This window comes from Pseudomonas sp., assembly GCF_050739935.1.
GTDB lineage: Bacteria > Pseudomonadota > Gammaproteobacteria > Pseudomonadales > Pseudomonadaceae > Aquipseudomonas.
In genome coordinates this window covers 1-16,442 of record NZ_JBOICF010000051.1, presented here as the reverse complement: position 1 = coordinate 16,442, position 16,442 = coordinate 1, and the positions used below count along the sequence as shown (strand labels likewise).

Genomic DNA, 16,442 nt, shown 5'->3' with positions numbered 1-16,442 from the left:
CCTGCAAAACACGGCGTTTCCTGTGATTTTGCAAACGAAATCACGCGGCCTGCAGAGGAGGTTTTGCGCGGCGGTTGTTGGATTATTTTCCACGAACAGCCCTATACCGGGATTTTCTAGATCTAGGAGCGCGCATCGCTCACTGTGGGCATAATGGCGCTATATAATCGTTGGCATCAGCCAAAATGGTAGATAGGATGATCGACAGCCCAGAAGATTCAGAGCAAAGCCACCTCCCAAAAAATCAGGGCTAAGGTTGTCTGACCTCTATCGTCCCAAAGCTCTCGTTACCACAAGCCTGGGCCCGGTCTATGTGCGCAAGGTCAATGGGGGCGACTGGAAGGATATTGCCGGTGACGAAGCCCAGGAGCTCGGCGTTAAAGGGTTGATGCTGCTTTGTAGCCGGGAAGAGGATAAGCGTAATTTTAGCCCGCTGGCTGAAGAGGAGTTTCAGGCGCTCACAGACACTGACAAAGCCGCGCTGGCCATATCAATATGCGCGCACAACGGCTGGGGTGAAGTTTCGACAAGTGATGTGTTAGCCGAACTTGGACAGCGTTTAAATACCGCCAGACGGGAAAAGCGCGATTCCGACGCCAAAGCCATGAAGGCTCTGCACAAATCTATCGAATCTAGCTACTCGTTCCTAAGCTCCGGTGCGCTTAACACGCTTCAGGGTCAGATGGCCGACCTATCAATGTTACGCAATCAGGCCTACGCGCTTGATACTCTAAAGAGTTCCGCTGATGCCCAAGCCGAGATGCTCAAAACTACTGTACCTAAGGCGTCCTTGCTATCGCAGTTGAACCACGAATCAGTCCGCGTGAGGTTTCCATCATACGAAGATACGCCAATGGCCCGCGCAACAGCCGACGGCATTAGGGCTTCAAAAGAGACCGCAGCGAAAGTCCATGATCTTGTTGAGATTGTCGCAGGGTTGAATTCCACCATCGTGAGCAGGGTTCTGCCCGAATGGTTTAAACAGGTTGAAGAAGGTCAGCGAAACTCTGATATAGCGGTCCGCCAAGCGACCAAAGGCCTAGCTCTAGCAGCATGGGCGATTGTGATTTCAGCGGTTTTGACGATTTTTGTTACTGTGTGGCAGATTCAAGTTGCCAAGGATCTGGATCAGCAGAACGGCGTGCAGCAAAAGCTGATCGAGGATCTGTTACGCCAGCAGATTGCAGTTCAAACGAAGCAAAATGCACAGCAGGCAGCCGACGCGGTCGCAATGCGACAGGCGATAGTAGAATGGAAGCCGCCGACCTCTACGCCAGTGTCGAAAAAAAGAGCGCATCCCTGACAGAGCACACGAAATAGGCAGCCCCGATGCCGATGATGTCAACCGATCGAGACATCTGAATGATCAGGAGACATGGCATGTGCGGCGGCGTGGAAGCAAGGGACAAAAACAGAGCGTACCGGGCGGTAAAGGTTTGCTTCCCGAACCCGAAGGCCGCCTTCCCTGTGGTGTTGGAGGACGGCACCGATCTGGACTGGGTGCCTTGGGGGCGCAGACGAGAACAGCCCGGCAAAGGCCCGCAGGGAGGATGGGCCAAGTTGGAAACTGTGGAGCGCGGGGGATGGGGAAAGTACCACCCGCAGCGGGCGCTGGGGTTGATCAGTCGGTACATGGAAAAAGACGCGGAGCGCGTTTCGCACTGGGTCGATATAAACGAAGGCTACGCGCTGGAGTGCTTAGTGATTGGGGAAGGCGAAGGTCGGCGGGTCTATGTGGTGACTACTTCCCCGCCGGAGGAATACGCGTGGATTCATGACCGCTGGCCAATGGTGACTGCTCTGCCGCCCGCGAGCGACGCAGTGTAACCAGACGTTCAGTAGGCAGGCCACATGACAGCCAACACCCCAGCGACCCAGGCGAGCGTCATCAGAAAAGAAAGTCCGGCAAGTCGCGGATCCATTGCAGCGCCCTTGAAGAGTGTGCGGCGCATTGTAAGCATGGCGGCCATTACGACAATGATGGCATTTGGCAAACATCCATGATCTACGCTGGCGGCGGTCTCACGGCTGCTTGACCACCGTAACTCGAGCCTGTCCCGATGCAGCGTTTGCCTACCTCCGACGCTGTTTGAGTGTCCAAACTCAACGGCCCGACTAGATCGACGCGCATGCCACGCTAAGACGCAATAGCGAGGCATTGATGAGGCAGGGCATCATCGAGTCGAAGTGTCACCCTATCGAAATGTTCCAGCCGACAACATTATTAGAACGCCATAGCAATCTATGCTAGCGTTCTGCCTCCATATTCTAATATTCATCAGGAGCAGTCCTCATGGCAGCCGCGCAGTACCTCGATTCGATTCAGCAGATTTATATCGCCTACTTTGGGCGTCCTGCGGATCCCGCTGGCCTCGATTACTGGGCTGCTGAGGCGGATGCTGCAGGAGGCAATCTGACTGGAATCTTGAACAGCTTCTCCGTTTCTCAGGAATCCCAATTGCTTTACGGCGGGATGTCCACCGAGCAGATCATCACTACCATCTATCACTACCTCTTCAATCGCGTACCAGATGCTGCGGGCCTAACCTATTGGCTAGGACAGATCACGTCCGGCAACGTGTCGAGTGCAGCGGCAGCTTATGCCGTTCTAAAAGGCGCGCAAACCAACGACATTACGGCAGCCGACAACAAACTGACCGTTGCTAATGCATTCACCGCACAGATCGATACAACTGCTGAAAAGGCGGGTTATGCAGGTTCCACATCGTTCGCGTATGCTCGCGGCTTCCTGAGTGACGTTGACGCCACCAGCGCTAGCTTGACAACGGCACAGTCCGACCTGACTAATGCCGTCATCATTGCCACCGGAACATCTTCACCTCCGAGTTCACCTGCGAGCCCAGCATTCACTGCCACCAAGGACGGTAGCGACATCGTCTCCTTCACCAATGCGGGCGCGGATATCACCGTCACCAATACAGGCGGAAATAGCGGCGGGACCCAAACCTTCACCAGCAGCTCAGGTACCGCCACGCTGACCACGCCCATCGCCGGCTATGAAGTACCCACCGGCAGCACCCTCACCATTAGCAGCGCTCTGGCTGCCAACGCCAGCTTCTCCGGCACGGGCAGCAGCGTCATCGTGGCCAGCGCCAGCGGTGAAGACCTTGCCGGCCTCAATGCCAGCGGCGAGAGTGTCATCCAGCTCACCACGGGCCAAGCCTACTCCCTAGACATAGCAGAAGCCGGCCTCGCCCGCATCGGCTCGGGCGGCACCATAGGCATGCTCACCGACGCCGGAGTCACAACCGTGCTCGACAGCCTGAGTAACTTCACCACCGGCGTTGCCACCCAGCTCCTGAACGCCGGAGCAGACAAGCGCATCGCCATCGCCTCATCCACCGGCGGCGATCTCACTACCGGCAGCTTCGACTTTACGGGCCTCACCGGCCTGTCGCTCACCAGCGGCCAGAATTACACCCTTACCCAAGCCGAGGCCGCCCTCGGCCAGATCGGAGTCAACGGTACTCCCGGTGCACTGGGCAACCACGGCGCCGGCACCATCGCTGTGGTCGATAGCTTGGCGAACCTGAGCGGAAACAGCGGCACCTTCACCGGTGCCGACAGCGTGACCGCCACGCTCGACACCGCTAACGATATCGCTGCCATCGACACCAGTGGTATTACAAAACTGGCACTTTCCAGCGGCCAGGGCTACACAATGACGGCGGCGCAGGCTGGCACCATCGACACCTCGCGGGTCACCACGGGCGTCTCCGTCACCCTCACCACCGCTGGAACCGACCAGACGCTGGCAGCCAACGTGCAGGACTGGACACTAGCCGATTTAGCCGGTAACAGCGTCACCTTGGGCGCTGCGACACAGAGCGTCGGCGATGGCAATGCGACCAACAATGTCACCCTCGCTATCGGCAGCCTAGCCCCCACTGGCACTTGGGCAATGCATGGCACCGGCGATACGCTCACTGCCAGCAATGGCGCCAACCTAAGCGGCGTAAACGGCGGCGGCGTCACCACTGCCGAAAATCTCACGCTCATCGGCACCGCCCCCGGCATCAGTATGACAGCCGAACAGTACGCCGGCTTCACCGGCACCCTGAACACTCAGCCCGGTGCCTCTGTCACCATCACTGATGGCGGTAATATCGCTGGCAGCTCTGCCTTTCAGACCTACAACCTGGGTGCTAGCGGTTCCAGCACCTTCAGCGTGAACACTGCCGCCACCAATCAGGACATCAACGGCGCCTCGACCGGCGTAGTCGCCATCAACCTGAGCGGCGCCGCCGCTACCGGCACATGGAACCTGCTCAACGCCAGCGATGCGATCAACATCAGCGGCAACAGCAGTATCGCTGCCGTCACTCTGTCCAGCGCGACCAACCTCAACTTCACCGCTGACACGGCCAATGTCCTCAGCCTGACGACCGCGCAGTATCAGAACCTGACCTTCAGCGCAATCACTGCCGGTAACACTGCCACATTCTCCAACGCTGGCACCATCACCGCCGCGCCCGGCAGCAGCATCTTCAGCGCCTACAACCTGGCTTCCGCAGGCGGCAGCAACATCACCCTCACCGGGAACACGGCCGCGAGAGTCAGCGGCAGCGGCACGGGCGACACCATAACCGTCGGCACTGGTAGCTACACTGGCACATGGTCTCTGGGCAGCACCAACGAAAAACTGGCCGCTACCGGTACGGTGGATGTCACTGGCGTCAATAGCGCTGCCGCCCTTCACGTCCAGGGGCTCTCGCTCGACGGCGCCATCACCATGACGACGGCGCAGTACAACGGGCTAACCAACGGCGTCATCGTCGCGTCCGGGGGCACCGCCGCTGGCAACAGTGTCACCATCACCACTTCGGGCACCTTGACCGATAGCGCTAGCGTCGACAATTACATCCTCAGCACCACCAGCTTCAACACGTTCAACATCGTCAACAACGCCGCCATTCATGTGAAAGACGTGTCCAACAACGGGGGCAGCACCTACCACGTCAAGGTCGCCAACTTCACCGGCAATCTGGAGCTGAACGCGTCCAGCTCCATCGACGCCGTCGGTATTGCCAATGGGTCTGATATATCCGGGGGCACCATCACAGGTACAGCACACCGGGCCAAGCTCATCATCGACGGCACGGGCGGTGCTGCAACGGTCACTGTGAGCGCAGATGAAGCCGCTGTATTTCATGCCTCCCCTCTGGCATTTACAGTCAATAACGCCTCCTCCGCCACTATGAACATCGCCAACACGGGCAACATAAACTTGGGATTGCTGGAAAGTGCGCTGACCACTGTTGGCGTGCAGGCTGGCTCCACGGTTAACATATCGGTAGGCGCATCGACAGTGGGTAGCGGCTTCAATAAGGCGGTGGATGAAATCGGCACCGCCGGCAACACCCTGTTTACGTTCAACAACGGTGGCGCCCAAATAAGCGCTAGCACGAACGACAGCACCCACTACGCCACCATCAACAATTTCAACACCGCATCGGACAACATAAAACTGACTTTAGGCGGCGTTGCGCAAACAAACGGTCTTCAAGGCATCTCCGACTCCGGCAACGACATCATCAACGTAGGCAACAATGGGGTAATTTTGGTAGAGAACCTGGGCGCCATTCCAGGCTTCACGGTGTTCGACGCCACCGACGTCTCCAGCGCTTCGGCCAATTTACAACGAGCAGTCAATGTCTCCACAGGGACTACCGGCGCCTATACCTTCGTCATCGACAGCAACCAAGGTGCTGCCATCTACCAGGCGCATATAAACTCAGGTTCCGCCAGCATAGATGGTATACAGCTTGTCGGAGTCGTACATGGGGTAGGGTCTTTTAATTTGATCGACCACATTGGCTGACGCCACCCGCTAAGTGACTTGCAAGAAACGTCTGCAGGTCTGCGACCTGACGGTGTACTAACGCATACTGTCAGGTCGGTCCTATTTAATGGCCGGATGCTCCGTAGCTTCTTCCTCAGGCTATCGTAAGCGGCCCCGTAGCATGCACTGCTATTCTGACTCGCTCATGCCACCTCGAAACAGCGCCTGCTCCGCTGCGCGACGCTTGGTCAGACCCGGCAATTCCTTGCCTCCGGCCTTGTTCCAGCGACAGAATTGATCTGCAGCGCGCACGTAATCGCCAGCATTCAGCAGCTTGAGCTATGTGGACGACGCCAGATTGGCGGATCCGAGGTTGTAGACGAAGCTCATGAGAGCATCCCACTGGTTTTGATTCAGCAGCACCTTCACCAGATTCTCGATCTCAGGCTCAAAGCCACCTACATCGTTCAGCAGCATCCGCTCGGCCTGCTCGGCGGTGATTCTCATGCCTTTGGTAACTCCGCGACTGGCGCCGTAGCCAATGGTCCATGGAGCTCCACCGGTGGCAGGGTCTGGATACGCGGTCAAGCACAGTCCTTCAGACGACTTGATCAGGCTTATACCCTTCTGCGATGTGCGCATTTACTTTTCTCCAGGCGTAAAAAACCCCGAACTGGTCGGGGTCTTGGAATACTGCTTGGCGCCGCCTATTCGGACACCGGCCCAAAAGAGCCAGGCCCGCCATCGGGCAACGCCCTCGGCGCGCAGCGCGCGGTACAGAACGGCGTCGGCTTCCTTCCGGGTTACTTCGCCTGTCGTGTACAGCCAGTCATGCACGGTCGCGGCATAGTTGCCGTACCCAGACACCAGCGCGAACAGCACGAACAGAAAGGCGTTGTGCAGAACCTTGATGCTCGCAAACTCCGTGGTGAATCCAGAGAGCACGGTGATGACGCCTTGTTCGTCGTCGGCCAGCACCAGGTCATCGAGGAGGACATGTGTCCATTTTCCAATCTGGTCTGTTTTCAGTGTGGTTGTGAACTGGCTCATGGTTTTTCCTGGCGAAAAAAAAACCCGCACTCGGCGGGCTCGATTCGTCACCAATCTATGCGTTAAGTTTTAGCCAGCAGCTAGAGTAGTGAAGTTGCTATTTATGTAGCCACTCGACTCATTTCCTGCCGCGTCTACGTACTGGCCAGTTGGGATGATGATTTCCACAGTTTTAGAAGTAAGAGCAGCAGTCTCGCCTTGTAAGGCTACGTTATTCCCAGAAATAGAATTGATAGTAAGAGGGGTCGTGACCGATTGATACTCGTAGGTAGCATCGCCCCCGGTGAAGGCGGGATTTTGAGTTACATTTTCGCTAAAACTAGCTTGGAAACTGTAGTGTTGAACACCATTAGTTGAACCAAAACCAGAATTGATGAAAGCTGTGACAGATGGCGCCGTTTGATCAACGACGATTGAATACTCTGTGCTGCCAATTTCAGTGGTTACGCCGCCTTTTTCATATCGGACATTAACTAAGCCCGCAGCATAGACGCCCTCTGCAAGCGAAAAGCTGGTTCCGGTACCCTGCGTCCAGCTTTGCCCGCCATCCGCTGTGAACTCCCACGATGTCGTGCCAGTTGGTAAGGTAACATCAATCGCGCCGTTTTTTGTAATGCCGTCAGTTGCTGACGTTCCCGTGTCTTCATGCAACACAAATTTTGGGGTTATGGTTACAGGTGGAACAACCACTGGAGGGATGGAAGGTTGGGGATTGTCGAAGATATCGTTCAGAGCTTTCGCGGTAGCCACTGACGCAGGGTCGCTTGTTACAACGCTTAGCAGGCTCTTGGCGTAAATCAGATTATCACCGGACGCTGAAGCAGCGAAACTCAGGCTGGATTCGATCTTGTTTGACAGAAGCTGGGCGTCCGTACCTCCGCTACTGGTTATAGAGGACAAATACTCTTTAATCAACTGCGTGCGATTTTCGAGAATGTCCAAGCGATCCTGCCAATACGCGGCGCCGGCTGTGTCGGGCGCACGACTCAGTACGTTCCCGTACAGATTGTCCAAAAACGTTTGGTCACTCACATCGCTGCCGACAAGAGCCAGACCTTCTTGGCTGCTCAAAAAGCTGGTGATCATCGCATCGTAAGACAGCCCAGCGTCCACCTGCTCTGTCCAGTAGGCCAAACCTCCTTTGTCTGCTGCGCGCCCAAAAGCCGCAACGTAGAGAGAGCTGATGAGTTGTTGGTTCTCGATGGTGGTCATAGTTTCTTCCTTGGGTATATTCAGCGGGATTCCATTTTGCCACTATTAATGCAGATATCGGAAGAGCCGAAATCCACCCGGATACCGGTTACGTCGGCAAATCCAGAACTGGCAGCGCCGCGAGAAACGTTTCGATGTCCGGCTGCGGTTTCTCCCCCGCGAGCACTGCATTAAGTTCAGTGTGCGCGTAATCCCATACCAATGAGCGCCAGCGACGGAAGGCCTGGCCGTCTGCCTGGAAGCGCGGCACGGCGGGTTCGTCGGCGTAGGAAATCGCGGTGAAGATGCTGTCGTAGCCTGCATCCCGTGCTGAGCCGTCCAGCTTGGACTGGACCGCCTGTTCGAACGCCGCGGTGGTAGCCGCCTGAATCGGGGCATCCAGGTCTGCCTTTTCGGTAGCAGTCATGTTGACCTGCTTGTGAGTTACGATCACGACCTTGCGGTCAGCGTCCAGGGTCAGCACCTCGGCGCCCCACTTCTTGTTCGTGCCAAGTTCGCCGTCAGCATTTTATTCGGGCCACCATGCGGAGTCCTGCACCCCCAATGATGGATCGGTCCATGAAAGCTCCAGCAGCGATTCCATCCCCAGGCCTTTCAGAAAGTCCGGCAGCGCGTCGCGGGACGCCTTTCCATTTTCGACCTTTACCATAGTTCGATCCTCAATGCGCCCGATCCACCAGCGCCTCCCCGAGCGCTTGAATTATATGAGCTGGCCCCTCCCCCTCCCCCGCCGATACCCCCCCGAACCGCCATAAAAATTAGTTGCGCTTGGATTATCGATTGGGGTCGCCGCATCACCAATGCCAACTTTTACGTTTGATGGAAGACCGCTAGCTGACGCTCCACCTAAGCCGCCGCTACTAAAAGCCGCTGCTCCTGCTGCCCCTTGGCCGCCGCCGCTACCACTAGGATTGGATGAGCCGCCGCCGGCTCCGGCATCCAATGTCGCCGCCTCCCCAGCGCCGGAGTTTGATCCACCATTTGCCCCAGGAGCGCTGAATCCTGCCGCACCACCGCCACCGCCCGATTTATAATTTGCGGCGCTTGTACCAACTCGGGGACCACCATCACCGCCCTTAAAACCCAATAAACCGCCAGCGCCTCCGCTTGTACCTGGTCCGCCCCCACCCGCAACAATCGAATAACCCAGCACGCTTGCGGTTGTGTTCCCGCCAGCGCTTACAGCCGGTGAATTGTTGGGTCCCCCTGCGGCTCCGCCAGCGCCAATCGAGTAAGTTATATCAACTAGCTGCGTGGATATTGAAATAATTGGTGTTGAATCGCTACCCCCGCCTCCGCCTGCAATAGCGCTGTTATATCCACTTCCGTCCGCGCCGCCACCGATACCTTTCACTCTAATTTTTTTATATCCCGTTGTATCGATAGTGATTGTTCAGGACCCTGAATAGATGTCGTAGACCCGGGGGGGATTGGATGGCGTGGCGCCTGTTTTAGACTTGGCTAATGCCAAAGGATTGCCAAGCGGATTTCCACGTCATGCCATCCATCACCAAGGCGGCCCGGCGCAGCAACGCTTCTTGAGCAACCTCTTCATCCGGAATGGTCACGCCGAACTTCACGGCATAACTGGCCAGATCGGACGCGCTCGAATAACTCTCAGCGTCAGGGTTGCCGGTACCGTCCTCGATGATGAGCATGCGTTATTCCTTGACGTTATTCAGGCGGTCAGCTTCGGCTTTCGCTTCCTCGGCAGTGCCTACGAAGTCGCTGAATCGTACACCGTCACGAGCGATGATGATCCACTGGTCGTTCGAGTCCAGTTTCGGGATGTAGGTCGGCTCATCTGAGGTTCCGTCTTTGAGCGTGCCGTTGGTTTCATTTGGCAACGTCGACTTGGTCGCCTTATCTTTCCCAGCGGCGGCCTTGTTCTTCGCCGCCTTTTTTGGCTGCTGGAGAGGTAACGGGCGTCTTGCGAGCCTGCACCTCCACATCAACCTCCGCAGACTTGTAGGCCTTTTCGATTTCCGGGTAATCACCCACGATCACGACCTTCGTCACGCCGCGCTCAATCGAACGGAATAGTTCGGGGTTGCGGTAGCGCTTGCCCGACTAGAAGCCATCAGGCTGATTGCTGTAAATGAGTTCCATGATGTTCTCCGTGGCGGCCATTGCTGGCCGCGTTGTGGTGCGAGGGGTTAGTCGCTGCCTGCGTGCTTGACCCAGTTAGCAGGAGAACCCACAGCAGCCAGCGTCGGGTTCGAACCGCCAGTGTCGGCCTTCCAGCTGTAGCCGAGCACGTCGATGTTCACTGTGCCTTCCGCACGGTATCTGAGCATGAACCTCGCGCTATTCAACCAGATCGTGCGGCCTTTCGTGAACGAGTTCCCCATCGGCGAGCGCGGTGTCGGCTTCGACCGGCAGGAGCTTGATGACTGGGCATCCTCGTACGTAGCGGCCAAAGCGATTGATAAAAAAGGCGCAGGGGCGCAACAATTGCCCCGCAGCGAGCGCCAGAAAGGAGATACACAATGGCGCGAAAAACGATTACAGGCCTCTCACAAAGGAACGGGCTCTGGCATATCGACAAAAAAATCAACGGCGAAAGACTTTACGAATCTACTGGCACAGCTGACCGACAAGAAGCAGAACGCTACCTGATTCACCGCCTTGAGCAGATCCGGCAGCAGAAAGTCTACGGCGTGCGTCAGGTGAAGACCTGGCGCGATGCTGCGATGAAGTTTTTGGTGGAGATCAAGGATCAACCGTCATTCAAGCTGTCCGCGCATCACCTTTCGCAGCTTGATCCTTTTATTGGCGACATGCCGCTGACGCATATTGATGATCAAGCTCTTGAGCCCTTCATCAAGGATCGGCTGACGACAAAGAAGCTCCCAGACGGAAAGGTGCAGAAAGGCGTAAGCAACAGGACGGTGAATATCTCGATCGAGCGTGTGGTTCGAGTTTTATCGTTGTGTGCCAGGAAGTGGCGAGACGATGAGCGGCGGCCATGGCTGGACAGTGTGCCGATGCTCACCAAGCTGGAAGAGAAGAAGTCGAGCCGCAAACCTTACCCGATGTCATGGGAGGAGCAGTCTATTCTGTTCGGGGAGTTGCCAGCACACCTGCAGACGATGTCCCTGTTCAAGGTGAACACTGGCTGTCGCGAGCAGGAAGTCTGCAAATTGAGGTGGGATTGGGAGATCTCGGTGCCGGAGCTTGGCACCAGCGTTTTTCTGATTCCCGCCGATTTTGGTGGGCGACATGAAAATTCGGGTGTGAAGAATGGAGATGACAGGCTAGTCGTGCTGAATGCCGTGGCGAAGTCGATCATCGACAAGCAGCGCGGCATCCACAAGGAATGGGTTTTCCCCTACAACGGCACGGCCCTGCACCGAATGAACGACTCGGCCTGGAAAAAAGCGCGGGTGCGCGCGGCGAAACTCTGGCAGGAGTAACATCTCCGCCCCGCTCACCCTGGCTATCTATCGATCAGGATCCATGATTTAAAGCACACCTTCGGCCGTCGCCTTCGGGCGGCGGGTGTCACAGAGGAGGATCGCAAGGCCTTGCTCGGGCACAAGAACGGCAGCATCACCAGTCACTACTCGGGCGCTGAGCTCGGTCATCTGATTGAAGCTGCGAACATGGTATCAGCAACTGATTCACGTGGTCCGGTGCTGACAATTTTGAAACGGAGGCAGGCATGAAAAATCGAAGAGTCACGCAAAAGTCACGCGCATGAAAAAGGCCAATGTTGCGAACATTGGCCTAAGTCATTGAAAAATATGGTCGGGACGGAGTGATTCGAACACTCGACCCCTAGCACCCCATGCTAGTGCGCTACCGGACTGCGCTACGCCCCGACTAGGCGTGAATCTGTTTGGGCTTCTTGAGAAAGCGTCGAGAAATATACCCTAAGCTTTTGAATTATGGAAGTATTTTCATCCAACACGTTACTTACGCAACACGATCAATACGTCTTCCAATTCTGTAATCATCTGTTTGATCAGCTGCTTGTATTGCAGAGAATCATCCTTGACCTCGTCGCTGGACATGCGTAGTCGCGCGCCACCAATGGTGAAACCCTGGTCATAAAGCAGCGCGCGAATCTGTCGGATCATCAGCACATCCTGTCGCTGATAATACCGACGATTTCCGCGGCGTTTGACCGGGTTGAGTTGAGGAAACTCCTGCTCCCAATAACGCAAAACGTGCGGTTTCACCGCACAGAGCTCACTGACTTCACCAATGGTAAAGTAGCGTTTGCCGGGAATAGGCGGTAGCTCGTCGTTATGACTTGGTTCCAGCATATGCCTCAACTCGGGCTTTCAATTTCTGCCCTGGGCGAAAGGTGACCACACGGCGAGCCGTAATCGGAATTTCTTCCCCTGTCTTGGGATTTCGACCCGGTCGCTGGCGTTTATCTCGCAGGTCAAAGTTTCCGAATCCGGACAATTTGACCTGCTCGTTATCCTCCAGAGCGTGCCTGATTTCCTCAAAGAACAGCTCTACCAGTTCCTTGGCTTCTCGTTTATTCAGGCCTAGCTCTTCGTACAGACGTTCGGCCATCTCAGCTTTCGTCAGAGCCCCCATACGCTACTTCCTTAACGTGGCGTTTAACCTTTCCTCTAGCGAGGTGAGAATTTGCTGCGTCGAAGCATTTACCTCATCGTCAGTAAGAGTGCGCGATGGATGTTGCCAGGTCAAGCCAACTGCGATGCTTTTTCTATGCGGATCAATGCCTTTACCCTGATAAACATCAAATAGCCTGAGGTCTGTCAGCCATTCCCCTGCATTTTCACGAATAACGTCCAGTACCGCAGTGGCTCCAACCTCACGATCCGCCAGCAGTGCGAGGTCGCGGCGCACCTCCGGAAAACGCGACAACTCGTGGAATTTCGGCAAGCGGCCCTTGGCAACATCTGCCAAAACCAGCTCGAAAACGAAAACCGGTCGGTCCAGACCAAGAGTCTTGGACAGTTCTGGATGCAGCGCGCCGATATAGCCAATTTCGCGGCCATCGCGCTCGATACGGGCAGTCTGGCCTGGGTGGAGGGCTGGATGTTTTCCAGGTACGAAACGGAAATCATCCAAAGCGCCCGCAAAGCCCAGTACCGCTTCCACGTCAGCCTTGACGTCGAAGAAGTCCACCGCATCGCGTCCTTGCGCCCAACCTTCAGGTAAACGGCTGCCGCAGATCACACCTGCCAGCATAGGCTCCTGCTTCAAACCTTCCAGCTGGCCGACAAAACGCAACCCGCTTTCGAACAGACGTACGCGGTCCTGCTGACGGTTGAGGTTGTGCTGCAAGGCCTTGACCAGCCCCGGCCACAGCGACGAACGCATCGCCGCCATGTCAGCGGAGATCGGGTTGGCAAGCAACAGGGGTTCTACACCCGGACTGAATAGCTCGAACCATTTCTGGTCGATGAAGCTATAGGTAATCGCCTCCTGGTAGCCCCTCGCGACCAGCAAACGGCGCAATGCAGGTAGATCCCCCTGAGCTTCAGCCCGCGCCTGAGGTGCCAGACGGGCTTGCGGGTAGCGAACCGGGAGACGGTTGTAACCATACAGACGCGCCAGTTCCTCGATCAGGTCGACTTCGAGTGTGATATCGAAGCGATGGCTTGGCACTTCAACGCGCCACTGGCCAGCGGTTTGCGAAGACACCTGCAGGCCCAGCGCCGAGAGCAGGCGCTCGACTTCGGTCGCATCCAGTTGCATGCCCAGCATTTGCTCGATACGTTCGGCGCGCAGGATAACCGGCGCGATCGACGGCAGATGCTGCTGGCTGACGGTTTCGGTGATCGGCCCGGCTTCGCCACCGGTGATTTCCAGCAGCAACCCTGTGGCGCGTTCCATGGCTTCGCGGGCCAGTTGCCAGTCCACCCCTCGCTCGTACCGGTGCGACGCATCGGTGTGCAGGCCATAGGAACGAGCTTTGCCAGCAACAGCGATCTGATCGAAGAAAGCACTTTCCAGGAAGATGTCACGGGTACTCGCGGTGTTAACGCCACTGTGCTCGCCGCCCATCACACCGGCGATGGCCAAGGCGCGCTGGTGGTCAGCGATGACCAGGGTATCTGCTCGCAGGCTGACTTCCTGACCATCCAGCAAAACCAGCTTCTCGCCCTCTTCGGCCATACGGACCCGAATGCCGCCATTGATTTCGGCGAGATCGAAAGCGTGCAGCGGCTGACCCAACTCCAGCATCACATAGTTGGTGATGTCTACAGCAGCGTCGATGCTGCGCACCTCGGAACGACGCAGGCGCTCGACCATCCAGAGCGGGGTCGGACGCGATAGGTCAACGTTTCGAATGACGCGGCCCAGATAGCGCGGGCACGCAGCCGGAGCCAGGACTTCGATTGGACGCACGTCATCGTGAACAGCTGGCACTTCAACCACTTGCGGACGTGCAACCTTGGCGTCGTACAGCGCACCCACTTCACGGGCCAGGCCCGCGATAGACAGACAATCGCCACGGTTCGGCGTCAGATCGACTTCGATACTGGCGTCGTCCAGTTCCAGATAGACACGAAAATCCCTGCCCACCGGCGCGTCCGCCGGCAGTTCCATCAAACCTTCGTTGCCCTCGCCCACCTGCAGCTCGGCCTGCGAACACAGCATGCCGTTGGACTCGACGCCGCGCAGCTTGGCCTTCTTGATCTTGAAGTCGCCCGGCAATTCGGCGCCGATCATGGCGAATGGAATCTTCAGACCGGGGCGCACATTCGGCGCGCCACACACAACCTGAAAGGTTTCTGCACCGTTGCTAACCTGACACACACGCAGCTTGTCGGCATCCGGATGCTGTTCGGCGCTCAACACTTCGCCGACCACTACACCACTGAAAAGGCCGGCAGCTGGAGTCACGCTGTCGACCTCAAGGCCAGCCATCGACAGACGTGCAACCAGGTCGTCACGGGATACTTGCGGGCTTACCCAGCCGCGCAACCATTGTTCACTGAATTTCATCCTGCTCTCCTAAAAAGTTCGTTACGGGCGACCTAGCGAAATTGCGCGAGGAACCGCAAGTCGTTGTCGAAGAACAGGCGCAAGTCATTGACGCCGTAACGCAGCATGGCCAGACGCTCTGCACCCATGCCGAAGGCAAAGCCCTGGAACTCTTCCGGATCGATGCCGGACATGCGCAACACGTTCGGGTGAACCATGCCGCAACCCATGACTTCCAGCCAGCCAGTCTGCTTGCAGACACGGCAGCCATTACCGCTGCACATCACACATTCCATGTCGACTTCGGCGGACGGTTCAGTGAACGGGAAATACGAAGGACGGAAACGCACTGCCAGTTCTTTTTCAAAGAACACGCGCAGGAACTCTTCGATGGTGCCTTTAAGGTCGGCGAAATTGATATCGCGGTCGACCAGCAGGCCTTCGACCTGATGGAACATCGGAGAGTGAGTGATATCGGAGTCGCTGCGGTACACCCGGCCCGGGCAGACGATGCGGATCGGCGGCTTGTTCGATTCCATGGTGCGGACCTGTACCGGCGAGGTATGGGTGCGCAACAACATGTTGGCGTTGAAATAGAAGGTGTCATGCATCGACCGGGCCGGATGGTGGCCTGGGATGTTGAGGGCTTCGAAGTTGTGATAATCGTCTTCAACCTCGGGCCCTTCGGCGATGCCATAGCCAATATGAGTGAAGAATTGTTCGATGCGTTCCAGAGTCCGGGTGACAGGATGCAACCCGCCAGTGGTTTGCCCGCGGCCAGGCAGGGTCACGTCAATCGACTCGGCGGCGAGTTTGGCGGCAAGATCCGCTTCCTCGAACGACGCCTTGCGCGCATTGAGAACCTCTGTGACACGCTCCTTGGCAACGTTGATCAGGGCGCCCACCTGCGGACGCTCTTCAGCCGGCAAATTCCCCAGGGTCTTCATCACCTGGGTCAGTTCACCCTTCTTGCCGAGGTAGTGAACCCGGATTTGCTCCAGGGCATTGATATCTTCGGCGCTTTGCACAGCCTCAAGTGCTTGAGAGACCAGCGCGTCCAGGTTTTCCATGTACAGACTCCAGATACAAAATAGGGGAAGAGCTTAAAAGGCTCTTCCCCTATTTATGACGTTTAACACCGAACCCCGAAACGGGGTCCGGTGATTGCCGGGGACTTAGGCCAGAGTGGCTTTAGCTTTCTCGACAATCGCAGCAAACGCCGCTTTTTCGTTCACTGCCAGATCAGCCAGAACCTTGCGGTCGATCTCGATCGACGCTTTTTTCAGGCCAGCGATGAAACGGCTGTAGGACAGACCGTTGATACGCGCACCGGCGTTGATACGAGCGATCCACAGAGCGCGGAACTGACGTTTTTTCTGACGACGGTCACGGTAGGCGTATTGGCCAGCCTTGATTACCGCTTGCTTGGCAACACGGAATACGCGTGAACGCGCGCCGT

At 56.8% G+C, this 16,442-nt stretch carries 15 protein-coding genes, 1 tRNA gene and 4 pseudogenes; 5 read left to right on the top strand and 15 right to left on the bottom strand.

Annotated features, from left to right (window positions below; genetic code table 11):
- Positions 1-256: 256 nt before the first annotated feature.
- The 3 genes from ACRER8_RS08725 to ACRER8_RS08715 all read left to right on the top strand — a co-directional run bounded on the left by ACRER8_RS08725 (position 257) and on the right by ACRER8_RS08715 (position 5,842).
- Positions 257-1,303, top strand: a complete 1,047-nt coding sequence (locus ACRER8_RS08725) for a hypothetical protein (RefSeq protein ID WP_431745927.1) — start codon at positions 257-259, stop codon at positions 1,301-1,303.
- 59 nt (positions 1,304-1,362) lie between these two features.
- Positions 1,363-1,827 (top strand): hypothetical protein, encoded by a 465-nt coding sequence (locus ACRER8_RS08720; RefSeq protein WP_431745926.1) that lies wholly within the window; start codon positions 1,363-1,365, stop codon positions 1,825-1,827.
- A gap of 466 nt (positions 1,828-2,293) precedes the next feature.
- On the top strand, positions 2,294-5,842 hold the full coding sequence (locus ACRER8_RS08715; protein WP_431745925.1) for a DUF4214 domain-containing protein: 3,549 nt from the start codon (positions 2,294-2,296) through the stop codon (positions 5,840-5,842).
- A 150-nt stretch (positions 5,843-5,992) separates the two neighbouring features.
- On the opposite strand, the pseudogene ACRER8_RS08710 reads toward ACRER8_RS08715, so the two are convergent.
- From ACRER8_RS08710 to ACRER8_RS08670, 9 genes and pseudogenes are all read right to left on the bottom strand, one after another.
- Positions 5,993-6,445, bottom strand: a pseudogene (locus ACRER8_RS08710) (lysozyme).
- The gene (locus ACRER8_RS08705) at positions 6,446-6,853 is read right to left on the bottom strand and encodes a DUF1353 domain-containing protein (RefSeq protein ID WP_431745924.1); all 408 of its coding nucleotides are present in this window, start codon (positions 6,851-6,853) and stop codon (positions 6,446-6,448) included.
- Positions 6,854-6,922: 69 nt separating this feature from the next.
- Entirely contained in the window at positions 6,923-8,065 is a 1,143-nt protein-coding gene (locus ACRER8_RS08700; protein ID WP_431745923.1) for a DUF4214 domain-containing protein, read from the bottom strand.
- Positions 8,066-8,153: 88 nt separating this feature from the next.
- Positions 8,154-8,471: a hypothetical protein gene (locus tag ACRER8_RS08695; protein ID WP_431745922.1), complete on the bottom strand. Its 318-nt coding sequence runs from the start codon at positions 8,469-8,471 to the stop codon at positions 8,154-8,156.
- 102 nt (positions 8,472-8,573) lie between these two features.
- A complete protein-coding gene (locus tag ACRER8_RS08690; RefSeq protein WP_431745921.1) occupies positions 8,574-8,714 on the bottom strand; it encodes a hypothetical protein in 141 nt (46 codons plus the stop codon).
- 838 nt (positions 8,715-9,552) lie between these two features.
- A pseudogene (locus ACRER8_RS08685) lies at positions 9,553-9,723 on the bottom strand (DnaT-like ssDNA-binding protein); the annotation flags it as partial.
- 3 nt (positions 9,724-9,726) lie between these two features.
- The gene (locus ACRER8_RS08680; RefSeq protein ID WP_431745920.1) at positions 9,727-9,912 is read right to left on the bottom strand and encodes a hypothetical protein; all 186 of its coding nucleotides are present in this window, start codon (positions 9,910-9,912) and stop codon (positions 9,727-9,729) included.
- Between the two features lie 16 nt (positions 9,913-9,928).
- Positions 9,929-10,084, bottom strand: coding sequence for a hypothetical protein (locus ACRER8_RS08675; protein ID WP_431745919.1), 156 nt, complete (start codon positions 10,082-10,084; stop codon positions 9,929-9,931).
- Between the two features lie 137 nt (positions 10,085-10,221).
- Positions 10,222-10,353 (bottom strand): annotated as a pseudogene (locus tag ACRER8_RS08670) (major capsid protein); the annotation flags it as partial.
- Positions 10,354-10,360: 7 nt separating this feature from the next.
- Between ACRER8_RS08670 and ACRER8_RS08665 the strand changes: the two are divergent.
- Both ACRER8_RS08665 and ACRER8_RS08660 read left to right on the top strand, forming a co-directional pair.
- Positions 10,361-10,684, top strand: a complete 324-nt coding sequence (locus ACRER8_RS08665) for a hypothetical protein (protein ID WP_431745918.1) — start codon at positions 10,361-10,363, stop codon at positions 10,682-10,684.
- Positions 10,570-11,733 (top strand): annotated as a pseudogene (locus ACRER8_RS08660) (tyrosine-type recombinase/integrase). Before ACRER8_RS08665 ends, ACRER8_RS08660 begins: the two are co-directional and overlap by 115 nt.
- 79 nt (positions 11,734-11,812) lie before the next feature.
- Here the strand turns inward: ACRER8_RS08660 and ACRER8_RS08655 are convergent.
- The 6 genes from ACRER8_RS08655 to rplT form a co-directional block, all read right to left on the bottom strand.
- Positions 11,813-11,889, bottom strand: a tRNA-Pro gene (locus ACRER8_RS08655).
- Between the two features lie 90 nt (positions 11,890-11,979).
- Positions 11,980-12,336: a MerR family transcriptional regulator gene (locus ACRER8_RS08650; protein ID WP_296187240.1), complete on the bottom strand. Its 357-nt coding sequence runs from the start codon at positions 12,334-12,336 to the stop codon at positions 11,980-11,982.
- Entirely contained in the window at positions 12,317-12,619 is a 303-nt protein-coding gene (ihfA, locus tag ACRER8_RS08645) for an integration host factor subunit alpha (RefSeq protein WP_002553164.1), read from the bottom strand. Before ihfA ends, ACRER8_RS08650 begins: the two co-directional genes overlap by 20 nt.
- Before the next feature lie 3 nt (positions 12,620-12,622).
- On the bottom strand, positions 12,623-15,004 hold the full coding sequence (gene pheT, locus ACRER8_RS08640; protein WP_431745917.1) for a phenylalanine--tRNA ligase subunit beta: 2,382 nt from the start codon (positions 15,002-15,004) through the stop codon (positions 12,623-12,625).
- Between the two features lie 32 nt (positions 15,005-15,036).
- Entirely contained in the window at positions 15,037-16,053 is a 1,017-nt protein-coding gene (pheS, locus tag ACRER8_RS08635; protein WP_431745916.1) for a phenylalanine--tRNA ligase subunit alpha, read from the bottom strand.
- A 105-nt stretch (positions 16,054-16,158) separates the two neighbouring features.
- Positions 16,159-16,442 (bottom strand): 50S ribosomal protein L20 (rplT, locus tag ACRER8_RS08630; RefSeq protein WP_431745915.1); only part of this gene is annotated, 284 nt, incomplete at its 5' end.